This window comes from Pseudoalteromonas sp. GW168-MNA-CIBAN-0100 (assembly GCF_040309225.1).
GTDB classification, from domain to species: domain Bacteria; phylum Pseudomonadota; class Gammaproteobacteria; order Enterobacterales; family Alteromonadaceae; genus Pseudoalteromonas; species Pseudoalteromonas arctica.
The window spans coordinates 18,275-37,380 of sequence record NZ_JBEOOL010000040.1 but is presented as its reverse complement, the minus strand read 5'-3'; the positions used below and the strand labels follow the sequence as shown (position 1 = coordinate 37,380).

Here is a 19,106-nt window from a genome sequence, read left to right as displayed (position 1 = left end):
CACCCTGAGTTGTTCGTGCCTCGCTATGCGTTGGCGTTTCCCGTCTCAGTGGGGTCGCATTATAGGGAGATCCGAAAGCAGATCAACCCTTTTTTGAAGAAAACTTGAAATAATGTGCTGTTCGCTGAGTATTTGAGCTAAACACGTTAAAAATACAACATAACTAGCAAATTATTAACAACTAAAGGTGTTTAAACTTCACTAATATTAAAAGTAAGCTTAAACGATCTTCATATAAAGACTTACACCCCATATGATCAATACGATCGTTAATGAAAGTGTTACGGCTGCAGATCCCATATCTTTGGCTCTACCTGACAATACATGCAATTCTGTACTTACTCGATCTGTTAATGCTTCAATGGCAGAGTTTAGCAATTCAACAATTAGAATAATAAGCAGTGAGCTAATTAGTATTGCCCAGTGTAATAATGATGAAGCAAGCCAAAATGAAGTGAGGAATAATATAAGGCTTAGTAATAGCTCTTGTCTAAATGCAGCTTCTTCTTTAAATGCTGCTTTAAAGCCAAGATAGGAGCAATAGGTTGCTTTGAAAACGCGTTTGAGGCCTAAGCCATTTGGTTTTAATACATCTTTCATTAATAAACTCTATGAATGAAGGTCAAAATAAAGCCCCGCACTGCGAGGCTTTTTATTTATGCTACGCCGTATTGATCACGGTAAGCTTTAACTGAGGCTAAATGCTCGCCCATCGTTCCTTGGTTTTCAAGGTAGCTAATAAGGTCTGCTAATTTTACAATAGAAATTACTTTGGTATTAAAGTCGCGTTCAACTTCTTGAATAGCTGATAACTCGGCTTTACCTTTTTCTTGGCGATCTAATGCAATTAAAACACCACTAAGGTCTGCACCATTTTGTGCAATAATTTCCATAGACTCACGAATAGCGGTACCTGCGGTAATTACATCATCAACTAGCATTATTTTGCCATTGAGTTCTGAGCCTACTAATGTACCACCTTCACCGTGTGCTTTTTTCTCTTTACGGTTAAAACAGTACGGTACATCTTTATCATGGTGATCTGCTAATGCAACTGCCGTCGTTGTCGCTATTGGGATACCCTTATACGCGGGACCAAATAGTACATCGTACTCTATCGCTGAATCTTCTAATGCTGATGCATAAAAACGACCTAAACGTGCTAAGTCACGACCTGTATTAAACAAACCGGCATTAAAAAAGTAAGGACTTATGCGCCCTGACTTTAAAGTAAACTCACCAAATTTTAATACCTGCTTCTCTAGAGCAAATTCTATAAACTCTTTTTGATAATCTTTCATATCTAGTGGCCTACCTATTTATGCTAATGCTTGCTTTTGTACGTCAATGATTTCACGAATAGAATGTTTAGCTAAAGTAAGTAACTCATCTAGCTCATCAAACGAGAAAGGTTCGCCTTCGGCTGTACCTTGAATTTCTATAATTTTACCTGTTTCGGTTAAAATTACATTCATATCAGTTTCTGCTGCTGAATCTTCAATATATTCTAAATCGCTAATTGCTTGGCCTTTATATATACCTACCGAAATAGCTGCAATCATATGCTTAAGTGGGTTTGAGTTAATCATACCCTTTGCACGCATGTGCGTTAGTGCATCAACAAGTGCAACACATGCACCACTTATAGAAGCAGTACGTGTACCGCCATCTGCTTGGATTACATCACAGTCAATAGTGATTGTGTTTTCGCCAAGTGCTTTTAAATCAACGGCAGCACGAAGTGCACGTGCAATTAAGCGTTGAATTTCCATAGTACGACCGCCCTGCTTACCACGTGCAGCTTCTCGAGCATTACGCGTATGCGTTGCTCGCGGTAACATACCGTATTCAGCATTGATCCAACCTTTACCCTGACCTTTCATGAAACGAGGAACGCCCGATTCGACAGTCGCTGTACAAAGTACTTTGGTGTTACCAAACTCAACAAGTACTGAGCCTTCAGCATGCAAAGTATAATTACGTGTAAATGTAACAGGTCTAATTTGGTTAGGTGTTCTTTCGCTTGGACGCATTGACGATCCCCTTAATTCAGAATTTGCGACATTATAAGTGTATGTGGGTATAGATACCATGCTGATTTAAATAAATAGCTGTATGCAAAATATTCAGTGTATTAAATTTTCCCTAGAGCTTAAGCGGTGTTACGGTATAATCATCGTAATATTGTATTTATAAATTTAGGAAAATATCCATGATCCACAGTATGACAGCTTATGCGCGTCGCGAAATAAAAGGCGATTGGGGAACTGGCACTTGGGAAGTTCGTTCAGTGAACCAGCGTTACCTTGAAACATTTATTCGCGCACCAGAGCAATTTCGTGGCATGGAGCCAGTTATTCGTGAGCGTTTACGCAAACACTTACAACGCGGTAAAGTTGAGGTTTTTTTAAAATTTGTAGCAAATCCTGCCCATGTTGGTGAGCTATCAATTAACCAAGCCCTTGCTGAGCAACTTATAAATAGCGCTAAATGGGTTCAACAGCAAAGTAATGGCGACATTAATCCTGTTGATATATTACGTTGGCCTGGTGTTATGGAAGCTGAAGAGCTTGATATGGATAGCGTTAATACAGCACTAATTGCTGGTCTTGATCAAGTAATCGAAGATTTTAAATCAGCTCGTGGCGATGAAGGTGCAAACCTTGAAGAAATGATAGCAATCCGCCTTGATGCGATTTTAGAGCAAGTAGAAATTGTAGAAACGCACATGCCTGAGATTGCTAAGTGGCAGCGTGAAAAACTGGTTCAAAAGCTAGAAGACTTAACAGCAAACATTGACGAGTCACGCCTTGAACAAGAACTTATTTATCTTGCGCAAAAACAAGACGTGGCTGAAGAATTAGATCGTTTAAAGTCTCACGTTAAAGAAACTAAAAAAATCCTTAAAAAAGGTGGCGCATGCGGCCGCCGCCTAGATTTTATGATGCAAGAATTTAATCGTGAAGCTAACACGCTAGCATCTAAGTCTATTAATAGTGACATCACTACTGCCGCTGTAGAGCTAAAAGTGTTGATAGAACAAATGAGAGAACAGATCCAAAATATTGAATAGTTTTCAGCTAATTATGACATATTCATAACTTATCGAAACCCGGGCTTGGCTCGGGTTTTTTATTAATACCAATAATAATATTTTGAATGTTTTTACCAAGCATCTTCATCTTATGTGAGATTCTCACCTTCAAATCACTCTTTATTTTAGGCATTAAAAAGCCCGAGACTAAGTTCGGGCTTTTTGGTAATAATTAGCTAGGCTAATAATTACGCTTTGAACGTTACTACAACGCACCTACGCCTAAAGTAAGAGCGCCACCTTCATATGACACTTTATTTTAGATATTAAAAAACCCGAGATTAAACTCAGTTATTAATAATTAGCTAGGTTATTAATTTCTCTACGATAGTTACTTTAGGCCAAAGGTAGGAACACCGCTTTTATATGACACTTTATTTTAGACATTAAAAAACCCGAGACTAAGCTCGGGTTTTTTGGTAAAAATTAGCTAGGCTAATAATTACGCTACGATAGTTGCTACAACACCAGCACCTACAGTACGACCACCTTCACGGATAGCAAAACGAAGACCTTCATCCATCGCGATTGGTGCGATTAGAGTTACTGTCATCTTGATGTTATCACCAGGCATTACCATTTCTACGCCATCTGGTAACTGTACGTCACCTGTTACGTCAGTTGTACGGAAGTAGAACTGTGGACGGTAACCTTTGAAGAATGGAGTATGACGACCACCTTCATCTTTCGAAAGCACGTATACTTCTGAAGTGAATGTAGTATGTGGGTTGATTGAACCAGGCTTAGCTAGTACTTGACCACGTTCAACGTCTTCACGTTTAGTACCACGTAGAAGTGCGCCGATGTTTTCGCCAGCACGACCTTCGTCTAGAAGCTTACGGAACATTTCAACACCAGTACAAGTAGAACGAGTTGTATCATTGATACCAACAATTTCTACTTCGTCATTGATGCGGATGATACCAGCTTCAACACGACCAGTTACAACTGTACCACGACCCTGGATTGAGAAAACGTCTTCGATAGGCATGATGAAAGGCTTATCGATGTCACGCTCTGGCTCTGGGATGTAAGTATCAAGTGCGTTTGCAAGCTCAACAATCTTATCTTCCCACTCTTTCTCGCCTTCTAACGCTTTAAGCGCAGAACCAGCAATTAGAGGTAAGTCATCACCTGGGAAATCGTATTCTGAAAGAAGTTCACGAACTTCCATTTCTACTAGTTCAAGTAGCTCTTCGTCATCTACCATGTCACATTTGTTCATGAACACGATGATGTAAGGAACGCCAACTTGACGAGAAAGAAGGATGTGCTCACGCGTTTGTGGCATAGGGCCATCAGTCGCAGCAACTACTAAGATCGCGCCGTCCATTTGAGCAGCACCAGTGATCATGTTTTTAACATAATCGGCGTGACCAGGACAATCTACGTGTGCGTAGTGACGTGAAGGAGTATCGTATTCAACGTGAGACGTTGAAATAGTGATACCACGTTCGCGCTCTTCTGGAGCGTTGTCGATTGATGCGAAATCTTTAGCAACACCGCCGTATACTTTTGCAAGTACGTTAGTGATTGCTGCAGTTAGTGTAGTTTTACCGTGGTCAACGTGGCCAATTGTACCAACGTTTACGTGCGGTTTTACGCGTTCAAACTTTTCTTTTGCCATCTTAAAAAATTCCTAATAAAGAAATTAAAGCCTGACTCACTATTGAGCCAGACAAGCTAAAATTATATAACAGCGCGAGCTGAAATTATTGTATCTGCAACGTTTTTAGAGGCTTCAGCGTACTTCACAAACTCCATAGAGTATGAGGCACGGCCCTGTGTTGCAGATCGTAAAGCAGTCGCATAACCAAACATTTCAGAAAGAGGAACCTGCGCATTAATTTGCTTAAGTCCACCTAATGCATCTTCCATGCCTTCGATTATGCCGCGGCGACGGTTTAAGTCGCCAACTACATCACCCATATTTGAATCAGGAGTGAGTACTTCAACCTTCATTACTGGCTCTAGTAGTACAGGGTTAGCTTTAAGCGCCCCATCTCTCATTGCCAGTGAACCTGCTATTTTAAATGCCATTTCATTCGAATCTACATCATGGAATGAACCATCATATAAAGTCGCTTTAACGCCAAGTAATGGGTAGCCTGCCAGTACACCTTGAGACATTTGCTCTTGGATACCTTTGTCTACCGCAGGGACGAACTCTTTAGGAACAGAACCACCTACGGTTTCGTTAACGAACTCGTAAATTGGTGACTCATCATCCGTAATATCCATCGGTTCAAGTTTAATCCAAACGTGACCATATTGACCACGACCACCTGACTGACGTATAAACTTCCCTTCAACCTTAACAGTTGAACGAATAGCTTCTCGGTATGAGACCTGCGGCTTACCAACGTTACATTCAACACTGAATTCACGTTTCATACGGTCGACGATGATATCTAGGTGAAGTTCACCCATGCCAGAGATTATAACCTGGCCTGATTCTTCGTCAGTTTGTACTCGAAAAGAAGGGTCTTCAGCAGCTAGTTTACCCAGCGCGATACCCATCTTATCTTGGTCAGCTATAGTGCGAGGCTCAACCGCAATAGAGATTACTGGTTCAGGGAATTCCATACGCTCAAGCGTAATAATAGAATTCGGATCACACAGTGTTTCACCTGTTGTTACGTCTTTAAGACCAATAGCTGCCGCGATGTCGCCTGCGAAAACTTCTTTGATCTCTTCACGAGAGTTTGAATGCATCTGTACGATACGGCCAAGTCGCTCACGCTTACTTTTTACTGGATTATATACCGTGTCACCCTGTTTAACAGTACCAGAGTAAACACGGAAAAAGGTCAAGGTTCCAACAAACGGGTCTGTTGCAATCTTAAAAGCGAGTGCAGCAAACGGCGCCTTATCATTAGCTGGACGTTCTTCCTCAGTACCATTTTCTAAGATACCTTGGATTTGTTTCACTTGCTCTGGTGAGGGCATATATTCAACAACGCAATCAAGCACAGCTTGAACACCTTTGTTTTTAAATGCGCTACCACAAGTAACTGGAACAATCTCATTAGCTAATGTTCGTTGGCGTAAAGCATTTTTAATTTCTGCTTCACTTAACTCTTCACCTTCTAAGTATTTATCCATTAGTTCTTCTGTTGCTTCAGCAGCGCTTTCAACTAAGTGAGAGCGCCATTCTTCAGCTAATTCCAGAAGTTCTGCCGGTATTGCCTCATAAGAGAAAGTCATACCCTGGTCCGCTTCGTTCCAGTTAATCACTTTCATTTTTATAAGGTCAATAACACCTTTAAAGTCGTCCTCAGCGCCTACAGGCAACTGAATTGGAACAGGCGTTGCTCCAAGACGAGATTTCACCTGGCTAACCACAGCTAAGAAGTCAGCGCCCGTGCGATCCATTTTATTTACGAAGATCATTCTCGGAACTTCGTATTTGTTCGCTTGACGCCAAACTGTCTCAGTTTGCGGCTGTACACCAGATGAAGCACAAAGAACAACTACCGCACCATCTAATACGCGTAAAGAACGCTCTACTTCGATAGTGAAATCTACGTGTCCTGGAGTATCAATAATATTGATACGATGGGCGTCAAATTGAGCGTCCATCCCTTTCCAAAAACACGTTGTTGCAGCAGAAGTGATTGTGATACCACGCTCTTGTTCCTGCTCCATCCAATCCATAGTTGCAGCGCCATCATGTACTTCACCGATCTTATGAGAAAGACCCGTGTAGAACAGAACACGTTCTGTTGTGGTGGTTTTGCCTGCATCTACGTGAGCGACAATACCTATATTACGATAGCGCTCAAGTGGAGTTGTACGTGCCATATGATCCTCTTAAAGGTTAAAGACAGATTACCAACGGTAATGAGCGAATGCTTTATTCGCTTCAGCCATACGGTGAACGTCTTCACGTTTCTTAACCGCAGTGCCTTTATTATCAGAAGCGTCAACGATTTCTTGAGCTAAACGTAAGCCCATAGATTTTTCGCCACGCTTACGTGCAGCGTCTACTAACCAACGCATACCTAATGCGTTACGACGAACTGGACGTACTTCAACTGGTACTTGATAAGTTGAACCACCAACACGGCGAGATTTAACTTCTACCTGTGGGCGGATGTTATCAAGTGCAGTTTCAAAGATTTCTAGGTGCGACTTGCCTGATTTCTCAGCAGCCACGTCTAGCGCACCATAAACAATTTTTTCAGCAGTAGATTTCTTGCCGTCTAACATCACGATGTTAACGAATTTAGCAAGAAGTTCCGATCCGAACTTAGGATCTGGAAGAATTTTACGTTGACCGATTACGCGTCTTCTAGGCATTTTGTATCTCCGGTTTATTCAGGTTTGCTCTTTCGAGTCAATCACCCAAAACAATAATTATAAATATTTAGTGCTTGGCCTTACTAACGGAAAACAATTAGCCTTTAGGGCGTTTTGCACCGTATTTAGAACGAGCTTGACGACGATCGCTAACGCCTGCACAGTCAAGTGCACCACGAACAGTGTGAAAACGAACACCTGGTAAATCTTTAACACGACCACCACGGATTAGGATTACACTATGCTCTTGAAGGTTATGACCTTCACCGCCAATGTATGAAGTTACTTCGAAACCGTTAGTTAAACGTACACGTGCTACTTTACGTAACGCCGAGTTTGGTTTCTTAGGTGTAGTTGTATATACGCGAGTACATACACCGCGCTTTTGCGGACACGCTTTTAGTGCAGCTGAGTTACTTTTCGTAACCTTGCTACGGCGTGGCTTACGCACTAGCTGGTTAATAGTTGCCATTTAAATAGCTCCTGAAATTAAAATTACTACTGAAAAAAATAAAAAATCCGCCCTTTATTTACGAGCCTGCATTAAGCACACAAGTAAATGGGTGGCGGAATTTTAATGAGCAAAGTTTAACCTGTCAACCTAAACTAACCGCAAGACAGCATATAACTGACTTGCGATCACTTAATCTATTGATTAAGAACAGTTTATTGATTTCCAGACAAATCAGCATTTAGAGCGTCTGTAAGTGCTTGAGTTGCCTCTTCTGCACTTACTGTTTGCTCTTCTACTACTACTTTGCTTTGTTTACGGCGAGCCATACGTTCTTGATGATACGCAAAACCGGTACCGGCTGGGATCAAACGACCCACAATTACGTTTTCTTTAAGACCGCGAAGCTCATCGCTCTTACCATTCACTGCCGCATCTGTAAGAACACGTGTTGTCTCTTGGAAAGACGCTGCAGAGATGAAAGATTCTGTTGCTAGTGATGCTTTTGTGATACCCATTAACTGGATTTCAAACTTAGCTGGTATCTTACCTTGTTTTTCAAGGTCACGGTTTGCGATATTAACGCGCGCCACTTCGATTTGCTCACCGGCTAAGAAATCAGTATCACCGCCGTGCATAATGGTACATTTACGTAACATTTGACGGATAATTGTTTCAATGTGCTTGTCATTGATCTTAACGCCTTGCAAACGGTAAACCTCTTGCACTTCGTTAACGATATAGTTAGCAACATGAGTCACACCACGTAGGCGTAAGATGTCATGCGGTGATTCAGGACCATCGGCGATAACTTCACCTTTAGACACTTGCTCACCTTCAAACACGTTAAGTTGACGCCATTTAGGAATCATCTCTTCGTAATGATCACCTTCAGCTGGAGTAATAACTAAACGCTTCTTACCTTTAGTCTCTTTACCGAAGCTAATTGTACCAGTTACTTCAGCTAATATAGCTGGTTCTTTTGGCTTACGAGCTTCAAATAAGTCGGCTACGCGTGGTAGACCACCCGTGATATCACGAGTTTTCGAACCTTCTTGCGGAATACGTGCTAACACGTCACCTGGGTTTGCTGTAACGCCGTCAATAACTTCAATCGTCGTGAATGAAGGAAGACGTGTTTCTTGCAGACCGCGCTCTTCACTTTCGATGATAAGCTTTGGTTCTTTCGTATTTACTTTAGCAAGATCTTTTACAACTACACGGGTTAAACCAGTTAGCTCATCAGTCTGTGCTTCAGTATTTGAATCATCGATATCGCTGAACGATACTTTTGATTTATGCTCAAGAACGATTGGGTGACTATGCGGGTCCCAAGTAGCAACGATATCGTTACCTAGAACTTCAGCATTGTCTTGCACTGTTAATACCGCACCGTAAGGTACTTTATAACGCTCTTTCTCACGACCATGACTATCAATGATAGTAATTTCCGTAGAACGAGAGGTAATAACAATCTTACCGTCTGTGTTTAATACGTACTTAGAGTTATGAAGTTTTAATGTACCGTTAGTTTTAACTTGTACATTATTTTCTGCAGACGCTCTAGATGCCGCACCACCGATGTGGAAGGTACGCATTGTTAACTGTGTACCCGGCTCACCAATTGACTGTGCCGCGATAACACCCACTGATTCACCAGCGTTGATGATATGACCACGTGCTAGGTCACGACCATAACAGTTAGCACAAACACCAAAGTCATTATCACAAGTGATAACAGAACGTACACGAACTTCATCTACTGAATGCTCTTCTAAGAGATCACACAGTTTTTCGTCTAGCATGATATTACGTTCAACAAGCACTGTATTAGTACCTGGAATCACAATATCTTCAGCAACAACACGACCTAGAACACGTTCACGAAGTGCTTCTACAACATCACCACCTTCAATAAGCGGTTTCATTGTTAAGCCATCTTCTGTGCCACAGTCATCTTCATTGATTACCAAATCTTGTGCAACGTCTACTAGACGACGCGTTAGGTAACCCGAGTTTGCTGTTTTAAGTGCTGTATCGGCAAGACCTTTACGCGCACCATGCGTTGAGATGAAGTACTGAAGTACGTTTAGACCTTCACGGAAGTTAGCTGTGATTGGAGTCTCGATGATTGAACCATCTGGACGTGCCATTAGACCACGCATACCCGCCAACTGACGAATCTGTGCAGCACTACCACGAGCACCTGAGTCGGCCATCATAAACACTGAGTTAAATGACGGTTGCTCTACTTCTTCACCTTGTGCATTGATAACTGTGTCTTTCGACAAGTTAGACATCATCTCACGTGATAAGTTTTCGTTTACACGTGACCAGATATCGATAACTTTGTTGTACTTTTCACCAGCCGTTACAAGACCTGATTGGAATTGTTGGTTGATTTCAGTAACTTCAGCTTCAGCTGATTCAATTATCTGTGCTTTAACCGGTGGGATAACTAAGTCATCAATACCGATAGAAACACCTGACTTCATTGCATAATGGAAACCGGTGTACATAACTTGGTCAGCAAAGATAACTGTATCTTTAAGACCTAGACGACGGTAACACTCATTCAATAAGCCAGAAATCTGCTTTTTACCTAGCGGCTGGTTGATTGACGCAAACGGCATGCCTTTAGGTAAAATTAGAGACAGAATCGCACGACCAACAGTTGTATCGATAACAGTAATAGTATCTTCTACTACGCCGTCTTCGTTTTTAACTGATTGGCTAATACGTACTTTCACAATTGCGTGAAGGTCTGCATTGCCACTGCGGTATGCTTTTTCTGCTTCTTTTGGATCTTTAAATATCGCACCTTCGCCTTTAGCGTTAATGCGGTCACGAGTCATGTAATAAAGACCCAATACAACATCCTGTGAAGGAACGATGATTGGCTCACCATTCGCAGGAGATAGAATGTTGTTTGTTGACATCATCAATGCACGAGCTTCAAGCTGCGCTTCGATTGTTAACGGTACGTGTACCGCCATTTGGTCACCATCGAAATCGGCGTTGTAAGCCGCACATACTAATGGATGCAAATGAATCGCTTTACCTTCGATAAGCACAGGCTCAAACGCTTGGATACCCAAACGGTGAAGTGTTGGTGCACGGTTAAGTAATACTGGATGTTCACGAATTACTTCGTCAAGTACATCCCATACTTCCGGAACTTCACGTTCAACCATCTTCTTAGCAGCTTTGATTGTCGTAGCCATGCCGCGACGTTCTAATTTGCCATAGATGAATGGTTTGAATAGCTCTAGTGCCATCTTCTTAGGAAGACCACATTGGTGAAGCTTAAGTGTAGGACCAACTGTGATTACAGAACGGCCTGAATAATCTACACGCTTACCAAGTAAGTTCTGACGGAAACGACCTTGCTTACCCTTGATCATATCAGCAAGGGATTTAAGAGGACGTTTGTTAGAACCTGTAATTGCACGACCACGACGACCGTTATCAAGTAGCGCATCTACCGCTTCTTGTAACATACGTTTTTCGTTACGTACAATAATGTCTGGTGCTGCTAAATCTAGTAGACGCTTAAGACGGTTATTACGGTTAATAACACGACGGTAAAGGTCATTTAGATCAGATGTCGCAAAACGACCACCGTCTAATGGTACTAATGGGCGTAGATCAGGTGGCAATACTGGAAGTACTGTCATGATCATCCACTCAGGGTTATTACCTGATTGGTGGAACGATTCCATTAACTTAAGACGTTTAGTGATTTTTTTACGCTTAGTTTCAGAGTTAATTGTTGGTAACTCTTCACGCATCTCAGCAATTAATTGAGCAAGATCAAGTTCACGAAGCAAGTCTAAAACTGCTTCAGCACCCATCTTAGCTTCAAACTCATCACCGTGCTCTTCTAGTGAATCTAAGTATTCTTCTTCACCTAATAGCTGACCACGCTCAAGCGTTGTCATACCAGGTTCAGTTACTACGAATGATTCGAAGTAAAGAACACGTTCAATATCACGAAGCGTCATATCTAGCATTAAGCCAATACGTGACGGTAATGATTTTAAAAACCATATATGTGCAACTGGGCTCGCAAGGTCGATATGACCCATACGATCGCGTCGCACTTTAGTGAGTGTTACTTCAACGCCACACTTTTCACAGATCACACCACGGTGTTTAAGGCGTTTATATTTACCACATAAACACTCATAATCTTTCACTGGGCCGAAAATACGGGCACAGAATAAGCCATCGCGCTCAGGCTTGAAAGTACGGTAGTTAATAGTCTCAGGTTTCTTTACTTCACCGTATGACCATGAACGAACCATGTCTGGTGAAGCAAGACCAATGCGAATTGCATCGAATTCTTCGGTCTTATTTTGTTGCTTCAGAAACTTAAGTAAGTCTTTCACCTTAGCTCTCCTGTCGGAGTTAATCTTGAGGACGGATAATCTCGTCCCTACATTCTATTCAGCCGTAACAGATGCTGCAGCGTTAACTGCAGCATCTAATTGGCTTAATTTTCTTCCAACTCGATGTTGATACCCAGTGAGCGGATTTCTTTCAACAATACGTTGAACGATTCTGGCATACCTGGTTCCATTTTATGGTTACCATCAACGATGTTTTTATACATCTTAGTACGACCGTTCACGTCATCCGATTTCACTGTTAGCATTTCTTGTAGAGTGTAAGCAGCACCATAAGCTTCAAGTGCCCATACTTCCATCTCACCAAAACGCTGGCCACCGAACTGTGCTTTACCACCCAGCGGCTGCTGAGTAACAAGGCTGTAAGAACCAGTAGAACGTGCGTGCATCTTATCGTCAACCAAGTGGTTAAGTTTAAGCATGTACATGTAACCAACAGTTACTTGACGTTCAAACTGATCGCCAGTACGGCCATCATAAAGTGTAACCTGACCACTACGAGGATAGCCCGCAAGCTCAAGCATGTCTTTGATTTCGCTTTCTTTCGCGCCATCAAATGCAGGAGTAGCTATTGGTAAACCACCTTTTAAGTTTTCAGCTAGACGACGAATTTCGTCATCAGTGAAGCTAGCAATATCTACAACTTGGCGAGATTCGCCAATTTCGTATGCTTGCTTGATGAAGTCACGTAGCTCATGAAGCTCTCGTTGCTCTTTCATCATCTCTTCAATACGTTCACCGATACCACGTGCAGCAAGACCCATATGTGTTTCAAGGATCTGACCGATGTTCATACGTGATGGTACACCTAGTGGATTCAATACGATATCTACCGTACGACCTTTGTCATCGTAAGGCATATCTTCTACTGGTACGATAGTCGAGATAACACCTTTGTTACCATGACGACCCGCCATTTTATCACCCGGTTGGATACGACGTTTAACAGCTAGGTATACTTTAACAATCTTAAGTACGCCTGGTGCTAAGTCATCACCTTGGGTAATTTTACGACGTTTGTTTTCAAACTTCTTATCGTATTCAGCTTTAAGTTCATCGTACTGTGCAGCTAGTTGCTCAAGCTCAGCTTGCTTGTCTTCTTCAGCAAGGCTTTGCGTAAGTACTTTTTCAGCATTTAGAGATGCAAGTTTATCTTCATCAAAACCAGCAGCTATAAGTAGCTTACGTGCACGGTCTAAAACGCCTGCTTCTAAAATACGGAACTCTTCGTTGAAGTCTTTCTTCGCTTCGCGAAGCTGCATGTCTTCAACTTCTAACGCGCGTTTATCTTTTTCAACACCATCACGGGTGAAAACTTGCACGTCAATTACAGTACCAGTTACAGAATTTGGTACACGTAAAGAGCTGTCTTTAACGTCAGACGCTTTTTCGCCGAAGATAGCACGCAGTAGCTTCTCTTCAGGTGTAAGCTGTGTCTCGCCTTTAGGAGTCACTTTACCTACTAGGATATCGCCGCCTTTAACTTCAGCACCAATATATACAACGCCTGATTCATCAAGCTTGCCTAGCGCAGACTCACCCACATTCGGGATATCTGCAGTGATCTCTTCTGGACCTAATTTAGTATCACGGGCAACACACTGTAGTTCTTGAATATGGATAGTCGTTAGACGATCTTCTTCAACTACGCGCTCTGATAACAAGATTGAATCTTCGAAGTTATAACCGTTCCATGGCATGAATGCCACGCGAAGGTTTTGACCAAGGGCTAAGTCACCTAAGTCAGTCGAAGGACCATCTGCTAACACGTCACCACGAGTAACCGGTTCGCCAACCATACAAGTTGGTTTTTGGTTAATACATGTATTTTGGTTTGAACGTGTGTATTTGGTTAAGTTGTAGATGTCGATGCCCGCTTCACCAGGAATGCGTTCTTCTTCATGTACATTTACAACGATGCGACTTGCGTCAGCATACATTACTTCACCACCACGTTTAGCAACGATAGTTACACCAGAATCTTTCGCTAGTGTTAACTCAATACCAGTACCTACTAACGGCTTATCCGCTTTCAATGTTGGTACTGCTTGACGTTGCATGTTTGAACCCATCAATGCACGGTTAGCATCATCGTGTTCTAGGAACGGGATAAGTGCTGCCGCTACAGAGATCACCTGTTGTGGTGATACATCCATATACTGCTGGTCCATGCGACCCATAAAGGTAGATTCACCTTTGTGACGACATGGGATAAGTTCATCAACAAACTCATTGGTTTCAGTTAAGTTTGAGTTCGCCTGTGCGATAACAAACTGACCTTCTTCAATGGCTGATAAATAATCAACTTCATCAGTTACAACACCGTCTACCACTTTGCGGTAAGGTGTTTCTAAGAAACCGTAGTCATTTGTACGTGCGTACGTAGACAACGAGTTAATTAGACCGATATTTGGACCCTCAGGAGTCTCGATTGGACATACGCGACCATAGTGAGTTACGTGAACGTCACGTACTTCAAAGCCTGCGCGTTCACGAGTTAGACCGCCCGGACCTAATGCAGAGATACGACGTTTATGCGTAACTTCTGATAGTGGGTTATTTTGGTCCATAAACTGTGATAACTGAGACGAGCCGAAGAACTCTTTAACAGCTGCCGAAATAGGCTTAGCGTTAATAAGATCTTGTGGCATTATTGCGTCAAGGTCACCTAAGCTTAAACGCTCACGTACAGCACGTTCAACACGTACTAGACCAACACGGAATTGGTTCTCAGCCATTTCGCCAACACTACGTATACGACGGTTGCCTAAGTGATCGATATCATCAACATCGCCTTGACCGTTACGAATAGCAATTAATACTTTCATAACAGACACGATGTCTTCTTTGCTTAATGTACCAGGGCCTGTGTCTGTATCGTAACCAACACGGCTATTGAACTTCATACGACCTACAGTAGATAAGTCATAACGTTCTTCAGAGAAGAACAAGTTCTGGAATAAGGCTTCAGCCGCGTCTTTCGTCGGTGGCTCGCCTGGGCGCATCATGCGGTAAATTTCTACTAGTGCTTCTAAACGGCTGCTTGCAGAGTCAATGTTTAATGTATTTGACATGTAAGCACCGCTGTCCACTTCATTGATATATAACGTATCAATTTTAGTGTAACCGGCTTTAACCAATTCAGCCATTAGCTCTAGAGTTAGCTCGTCATTTGCATTTGCAATAACTTCACCAGTTGACTCATCAACATAGTTTTTAGCTACAATACGGCCAATGATGTACTCATGTGGTACTTCTAATTGCTTAATGCCTTTCTTTTCGATGCTCTTGATGTGGCGAGCCGTAACACGACGACCGCTTTCAACAAATACTTCACCGTCTTCGCTCTTGATATCAAAAGCGGCAGTTTCACCACGTAAACGCGAAGGTACAAGTTCCATAAGAACTTTACCATTCGTTACTTCAAACGTAGTGTTATCGAAGAACATATCTAGGATTTGTTCGCTAGAATACTCTAGTGCACGTAGGATGATAGACGCCGGTAATTTACGACGACGGTCAATACGTACATATAAGTTATCTTTTGCATCAAATTCGAAGTCTAACCATGAACCACGGTAAGGTATAACGCGTGCGTTATATAATACTTTACCCGATGAATGGGTTTTACCGCGGTCGTTATCAAAGAATACACCAGGGCTACGGTGTAGCTGAGAAACGATAACACGCTCTGTACCATTGATTACAAAAGTACCGGTATCTGTCATGAGCGGAATTTCGCCCATGTAAACTTCTTGCTCTTTAATGTCTTTAACTGTGCCTGGTGCTTCTTTGTCCATAACAACAAGACGCAGTTTCACGCGAAGTGGAGCAGAATAAGTCACACCGCGAATTTGACATTCTTTTACATCGAAAACTGGCTCACCAATACGGTAACTTACGTATTGAAGCTCAGAATTTCCCGAGTAGCTTTTAATAGGGAACACAGAACGGAAGGCAGCTTCCAAACCATGATCGCCATCAGCGTCCGGCACTAAGAATTTTTTAAACGATTCTAACTGTGTAGACAGTAAAAAAGGTATATCCAAAACTTGTGGACGTTTACCAAAATCCTTACGGATACGTTTCTTTTCAGAATAAGAGTAAGCCATGGGGTTCCTCAGCTTGCTGATCTTTGACCCGACCTGTTCTTGTAAGAACAGACTTAACTGGCAGCTATGCCAAGATTTTACAACATTTAACTGTTGTTCTAATTAGATCTCACTTTAACACTAGCAAACTATAAAGCGTTGAAAGTAAAGAAAAAATCAGATTTTATTTGAACTAAAAGAGTGCATCACTCTATAGCGCAAAAAGGCCGGTGATTAAATAATCACCAGCCCTTGCCTGATTTCTCAGGCAGCGAACTTAGCAAAAGCTAAATTACTTAACCTCAACTTCAGCACCAGCTTCAGTAAGATCTTTTGCAAGTGCTTCAGCTTCTTCTTTAGATACACCTTCTTTAACAGGTGTAGGAGCAGCTTCAACAAGAGCTTTCGCTTCTTTAAGGCCAAGGCCAGTTGCGCTACGAACAGCTTTGATTGCAGAAACCTTGTTAGCGCCAGCGCCAGTAAGGATTACGTCAAATTCTGTTTTCTCTTCAGCAGCTTCAGCAGCTGGACCAGCTACCATTGCAGCTGCAGCAGTTACGCCGAACTTTTCTTCCATTGCTTCGATAAGAGCAACAACGTCCATTACTGACATTTCAGCAATTGCGTCAAGGATTTGGTCTTTAGATACAGACATTACAAATTTCCTAATAATTAACGGACATCACGTCCAAATAAATTTTACACCGAAAGTGAGATTAAACAGCTTAAAATTAAGCAGCTTGCTCTTCTTTCTGTACACGTACTGCTTCAATTGTTTTACACAATTTGCCAGCAGACGCTTCTTTCATAGCACTCATTAAGCGTGCAACAGCTTCGTCGTATGTAGGTAATGTAGCAAGCATTGCTGCATCAACAACATTTCCTTCAAAAGCGGCCGTTTTAAGCTCGAATTTCTCATTCTTTTTCGCGAAATCTGAAAAGATACGCGCAGCAGCACCTGGGTGCTCTGATGAGAAAGCGATTAAGCTTGGACCAACAAATGAATCAGAAAGACACTCAAAATCTGTTCCTTCAAGAGCACGTTTTGCTAAAGTGTTACGGACAACTTTCATCCAAACACCATTTGCACGAGCTTCTTTACGAAGGGCAGTGATTGCGCCAACTGTTACACCACGAGAATCTGCAACAACTGCAGATAGAGCACCATTGGCTGCTTCGTTGACTTCAGCAACTATTGCTTTTTTGCCTTGAAGATTTAAAGCCATGGGTGTTACTCCTGGTTTAATGGGGATACCGATTATCGGATTCCCCTGTTCTACTCTTCCCTACCAAACAAGGTAGAGATGCTTTTTACGGCGAGAGCCAGAAGGATTAGGAAAAATCTATCTGGGGTCTACACCGTCTACGTAGGTGAATATTAAGGCCGAAGCCACCTACGGTCTTGGACGGAAGCCCAATTTATCGTTAACCCCGAAGGCTTAACGAAATTATGGACTTCAACCCGAATTCTTTACTTTGCCAATTAATAAATTAATCAACAAAATGGCGCGAAATTATAGTACAAATTTCACGCCATGTAAACACTGATTAAGCTACAGTTGTGCTTAAAGTGTTTTGGTCAACAGAAACGCCTGCGCCCATTGTTGTAGAGATAGTTACTTTCTTCAAGTAAACACCTTTAGCTTGAGAAGGTTTAGCCTTCTTAAGCGCAACAATTAGAGACTCAAGGTTTTGTTGTAATTGCTCTGCAGTGAAATCAACCTTACCAATAGTAGTATGGATGATGCCATTTTTGTCATTACGGTAACGTACTTGACCTGCTTTAGCATTTTTAACTGCTTCTGCAACGTTAGGCGTTACAGTACCAGTTTTAGGGTTTGGCATTAGACCACGTGGGCCTAAGATTTGACCTAGTTGACCAACAACACGCATAGCGTCTGGTGATGCAACAACAACGTCAAAGTTCATCTCGCCTTTTTTAACTAGTTCAGCAAGATCTTCCATGCCTACTAATTCAGCACCGGCTTCTTTTGCAGCTTCTGCATTAGCGCCTTGTGTGAATACAGCAACACGAACGTCACGACCAGTACCGTTAGGTAGTACAGTAGCACCACGAACGTTTTGATCAGATTTACGAGCATCGATACCAAGGTTAACGGCAACGTCAACACTTTCTACGAATTTAGCTGTCGCTAACTCTTTTAAAAGAGCAACTGCTTCATTGATTTCGTAATCTTTTGTTACTTCCACTTTTTCGCGGATAGTACGCATACGTTTAGTTAATTTAGCCATTTCTTAGTCCTCTACGTTCAAGCCCATCGCACGCGCAGAACCTGCGATAGTGCGAACCGCTGCGTCCATATCGGCAGCTGTAAGGTCAGTTCGTTTTGTCTCAACAATTTCTTCAAGTTGAGCACGAGTTACTGTGCCTACTTTATCAGTGTTAGGACGGCCTGAGCCTGACTTGATACCAGCAGCTTTCTTAAGTAAGTAAGCAGCAGGTGGCGTTTTCATGTCGAACGTAAATGAACGGTCACCGTAAACAGAGATCACTACAGGAACTGGAGCGCCTTTTTCGATAGACTCTGTACGTGCGTTAAACGCTTTACAGAATTCCATGATGTTTACACCGTGTTGACCTAGTGCAGGACCTACTGGAGGACTAGGATTAGCCATACCAGCGGCAACTTGTAGCTTGATTAGAGCTTCAACTTTTTTAGCCATTATAAATACCTCATTTGGTGGGTCTCAGCCTTGTGCGCGCGAGGACGCGTACTCTAACGGCTTCCCAGTTTAAA

The 19,106-nt window shown here is 42.2% G+C and carries 14 protein-coding genes; 1 reads left to right on the top strand and 13 read right to left on the bottom strand.

Going from position 1 to position 19,106, the window contains the following annotated elements:
* Positions 1-219: 219 nt before the first annotated feature.
* The 3 genes from AAEY62_RS18585 to rph are packed head-to-tail and all read right to left on the bottom strand — an operon-like array spanning position 220 to position 2,033.
* Entirely contained in the window at positions 220-600 is a 381-nt protein-coding gene (locus tag AAEY62_RS18585; protein ID WP_024591295.1) for a diacylglycerol kinase, read from the bottom strand.
* A 56-nt stretch (positions 601-656) separates the two neighbouring features.
* Positions 657-1,301, bottom strand: coding sequence for an orotate phosphoribosyltransferase (pyrE, locus tag AAEY62_RS18580; protein ID WP_007583381.1), 645 nt, complete (start codon positions 1,299-1,301; stop codon positions 657-659).
* Between the two features lie 18 nt (positions 1,302-1,319).
* Complete coding sequence (rph, locus tag AAEY62_RS18575) at positions 1,320-2,033, bottom strand: ribonuclease PH (RefSeq protein WP_002958890.1); 714 nt, start codon at positions 2,031-2,033, stop codon at positions 1,320-1,322.
* Positions 2,034-2,212: 179 nt separating this feature from the next.
* Here rph and AAEY62_RS18570 point away from each other — a divergent pair, with 179 nt between their 5' ends.
* Positions 2,213-3,073: a YicC/YloC family endoribonuclease gene (locus AAEY62_RS18570; protein ID WP_350635760.1), complete on the top strand. Its 861-nt coding sequence runs from the start codon at positions 2,213-2,215 to the stop codon at positions 3,071-3,073.
* Positions 3,074-3,536: 463 nt separating this feature from the next.
* Here the strand turns inward: AAEY62_RS18570 and tuf are convergent, their stop codons facing one another.
* The 10 genes from tuf to rplK form a co-directional block, all read right to left on the bottom strand.
* Positions 3,537-4,721, bottom strand: coding sequence for an elongation factor Tu (tuf, locus tag AAEY62_RS18565; RefSeq protein ID WP_024589451.1), 1,185 nt, complete (start codon positions 4,719-4,721; stop codon positions 3,537-3,539).
* Between the two features lie 62 nt (positions 4,722-4,783).
* Positions 4,784-6,898: an elongation factor G gene (gene fusA / locus AAEY62_RS18560; protein WP_007580132.1), complete on the bottom strand. Its 2,115-nt coding sequence runs from the start codon at positions 6,896-6,898 to the stop codon at positions 4,784-4,786.
* Between the two features lie 27 nt (positions 6,899-6,925).
* On the bottom strand, positions 6,926-7,396 hold the full coding sequence (gene rpsG / locus AAEY62_RS18555; protein ID WP_010555004.1) for a 30S ribosomal protein S7: 471 nt from the start codon (positions 7,394-7,396) through the stop codon (positions 6,926-6,928).
* Between the two features lie 97 nt (positions 7,397-7,493).
* On the bottom strand, positions 7,494-7,868 hold the full coding sequence (gene rpsL / locus AAEY62_RS18550) for a 30S ribosomal protein S12 (RefSeq protein ID WP_002958885.1): 375 nt from the start codon (positions 7,866-7,868) through the stop codon (positions 7,494-7,496).
* 194 nt (positions 7,869-8,062) lie between these two features.
* Positions 8,063-12,238, bottom strand: coding sequence for a DNA-directed RNA polymerase subunit beta' (gene rpoC / locus AAEY62_RS18545; protein WP_007580130.1), 4,176 nt, complete (start codon positions 12,236-12,238; stop codon positions 8,063-8,065).
* 104 nt (positions 12,239-12,342) lie between these two features.
* Positions 12,343-16,368, bottom strand: coding sequence for a DNA-directed RNA polymerase subunit beta (rpoB, locus tag AAEY62_RS18540; RefSeq protein WP_007580127.1), 4,026 nt, complete (start codon positions 16,366-16,368; stop codon positions 12,343-12,345).
* 271 nt (positions 16,369-16,639) lie between these two features.
* Entirely contained in the window at positions 16,640-17,002 is a 363-nt protein-coding gene (rplL, locus tag AAEY62_RS18535) for a 50S ribosomal protein L7/L12 (RefSeq protein WP_002958882.1), read from the bottom strand.
* A 76-nt stretch (positions 17,003-17,078) separates the two neighbouring features.
* Positions 17,079-17,573 (bottom strand): 50S ribosomal protein L10, encoded by a 495-nt coding sequence (gene rplJ / locus AAEY62_RS18530; RefSeq protein ID WP_002958881.1) that lies wholly within the window; start codon positions 17,571-17,573, stop codon positions 17,079-17,081.
* A 322-nt stretch (positions 17,574-17,895) separates the two neighbouring features.
* Positions 17,896-18,600: a 50S ribosomal protein L1 gene (rplA, locus tag AAEY62_RS18525; protein ID WP_007580124.1), complete on the bottom strand. Its 705-nt coding sequence runs from the start codon at positions 18,598-18,600 to the stop codon at positions 17,896-17,898.
* A gap of 3 nt (positions 18,601-18,603) precedes the next feature.
* On the bottom strand, positions 18,604-19,032 hold the full coding sequence (gene rplK / locus AAEY62_RS18520) for a 50S ribosomal protein L11 (RefSeq protein ID WP_002958879.1): 429 nt from the start codon (positions 19,030-19,032) through the stop codon (positions 18,604-18,606).
* Positions 19,033-19,106: the final 74 nt, after the last annotated feature.

What these genes read in the sequence shown, in the direction of transcription:
- AAEY62_RS18585 (WP_024591295.1), bottom strand. Translation starts at nt 600, where the DNA reads ATGAAAGATGTATTAAAACCAAATGGCTTAGGCCTCAAACGCGTTTTC.
- pyrE (WP_007583381.1), bottom strand. Translation starts at nt 1,301, where the DNA reads ATGAAAGATTATCAAAAAGAGTTTATAGAATTTGCTCTAGAGAAGCAG.
- rph (WP_002958890.1), bottom strand. Translation starts at nt 2,033, where the DNA reads ATGCGTCCAAGCGAAAGAACACCTAACCAAATTAGACCTGTTACATTT.
- AAEY62_RS18570 (WP_350635760.1), top strand. Translation starts at nt 2,213, where the DNA reads ATGATCCACAGTATGACAGCTTATGCGCGTCGCGAAATAAAAGGCGAT.
- tuf (WP_024589451.1), bottom strand. Translation starts at nt 4,721, where the DNA reads ATGGCAAAAGAAAAGTTTGAACGCGTAAAACCGCACGTAAACGTTGGT.
- fusA (WP_007580132.1), bottom strand. Translation starts at nt 6,898, where the DNA reads ATGGCACGTACAACTCCACTTGAGCGCTATCGTAATATAGGTATTGTC.
- rpsG (WP_010555004.1), bottom strand. Translation starts at nt 7,396, where the DNA reads ATGCCTAGAAGACGCGTAATCGGTCAACGTAAAATTCTTCCAGATCCT.
- rpsL (WP_002958885.1), bottom strand. Translation starts at nt 7,868, where the DNA reads ATGGCAACTATTAACCAGCTAGTGCGTAAGCCACGCCGTAGCAAGGTT.
- rpoB (WP_007580127.1), bottom strand. Translation starts at nt 16,368, where the DNA reads ATGGCTTACTCTTATTCTGAAAAGAAACGTATCCGTAAGGATTTTGGT.
- rplL (WP_002958882.1), bottom strand. Translation starts at nt 17,002, where the DNA reads ATGTCTGTATCTAAAGACCAAATCCTTGACGCAATTGCTGAAATGTCA.
- rplJ (WP_002958881.1), bottom strand. Translation starts at nt 17,573, where the DNA reads ATGGCTTTAAATCTTCAAGGCAAAAAAGCAATAGTTGCTGAAGTCAAC.
- rplA (WP_007580124.1), bottom strand. Translation starts at nt 18,600, where the DNA reads ATGGCTAAATTAACTAAACGTATGCGTACTATCCGCGAAAAAGTGGAA.
- rplK (WP_002958879.1), bottom strand. Translation starts at nt 19,032, where the DNA reads ATGGCTAAAAAAGTTGAAGCTCTAATCAAGCTACAAGTTGCCGCTGGT.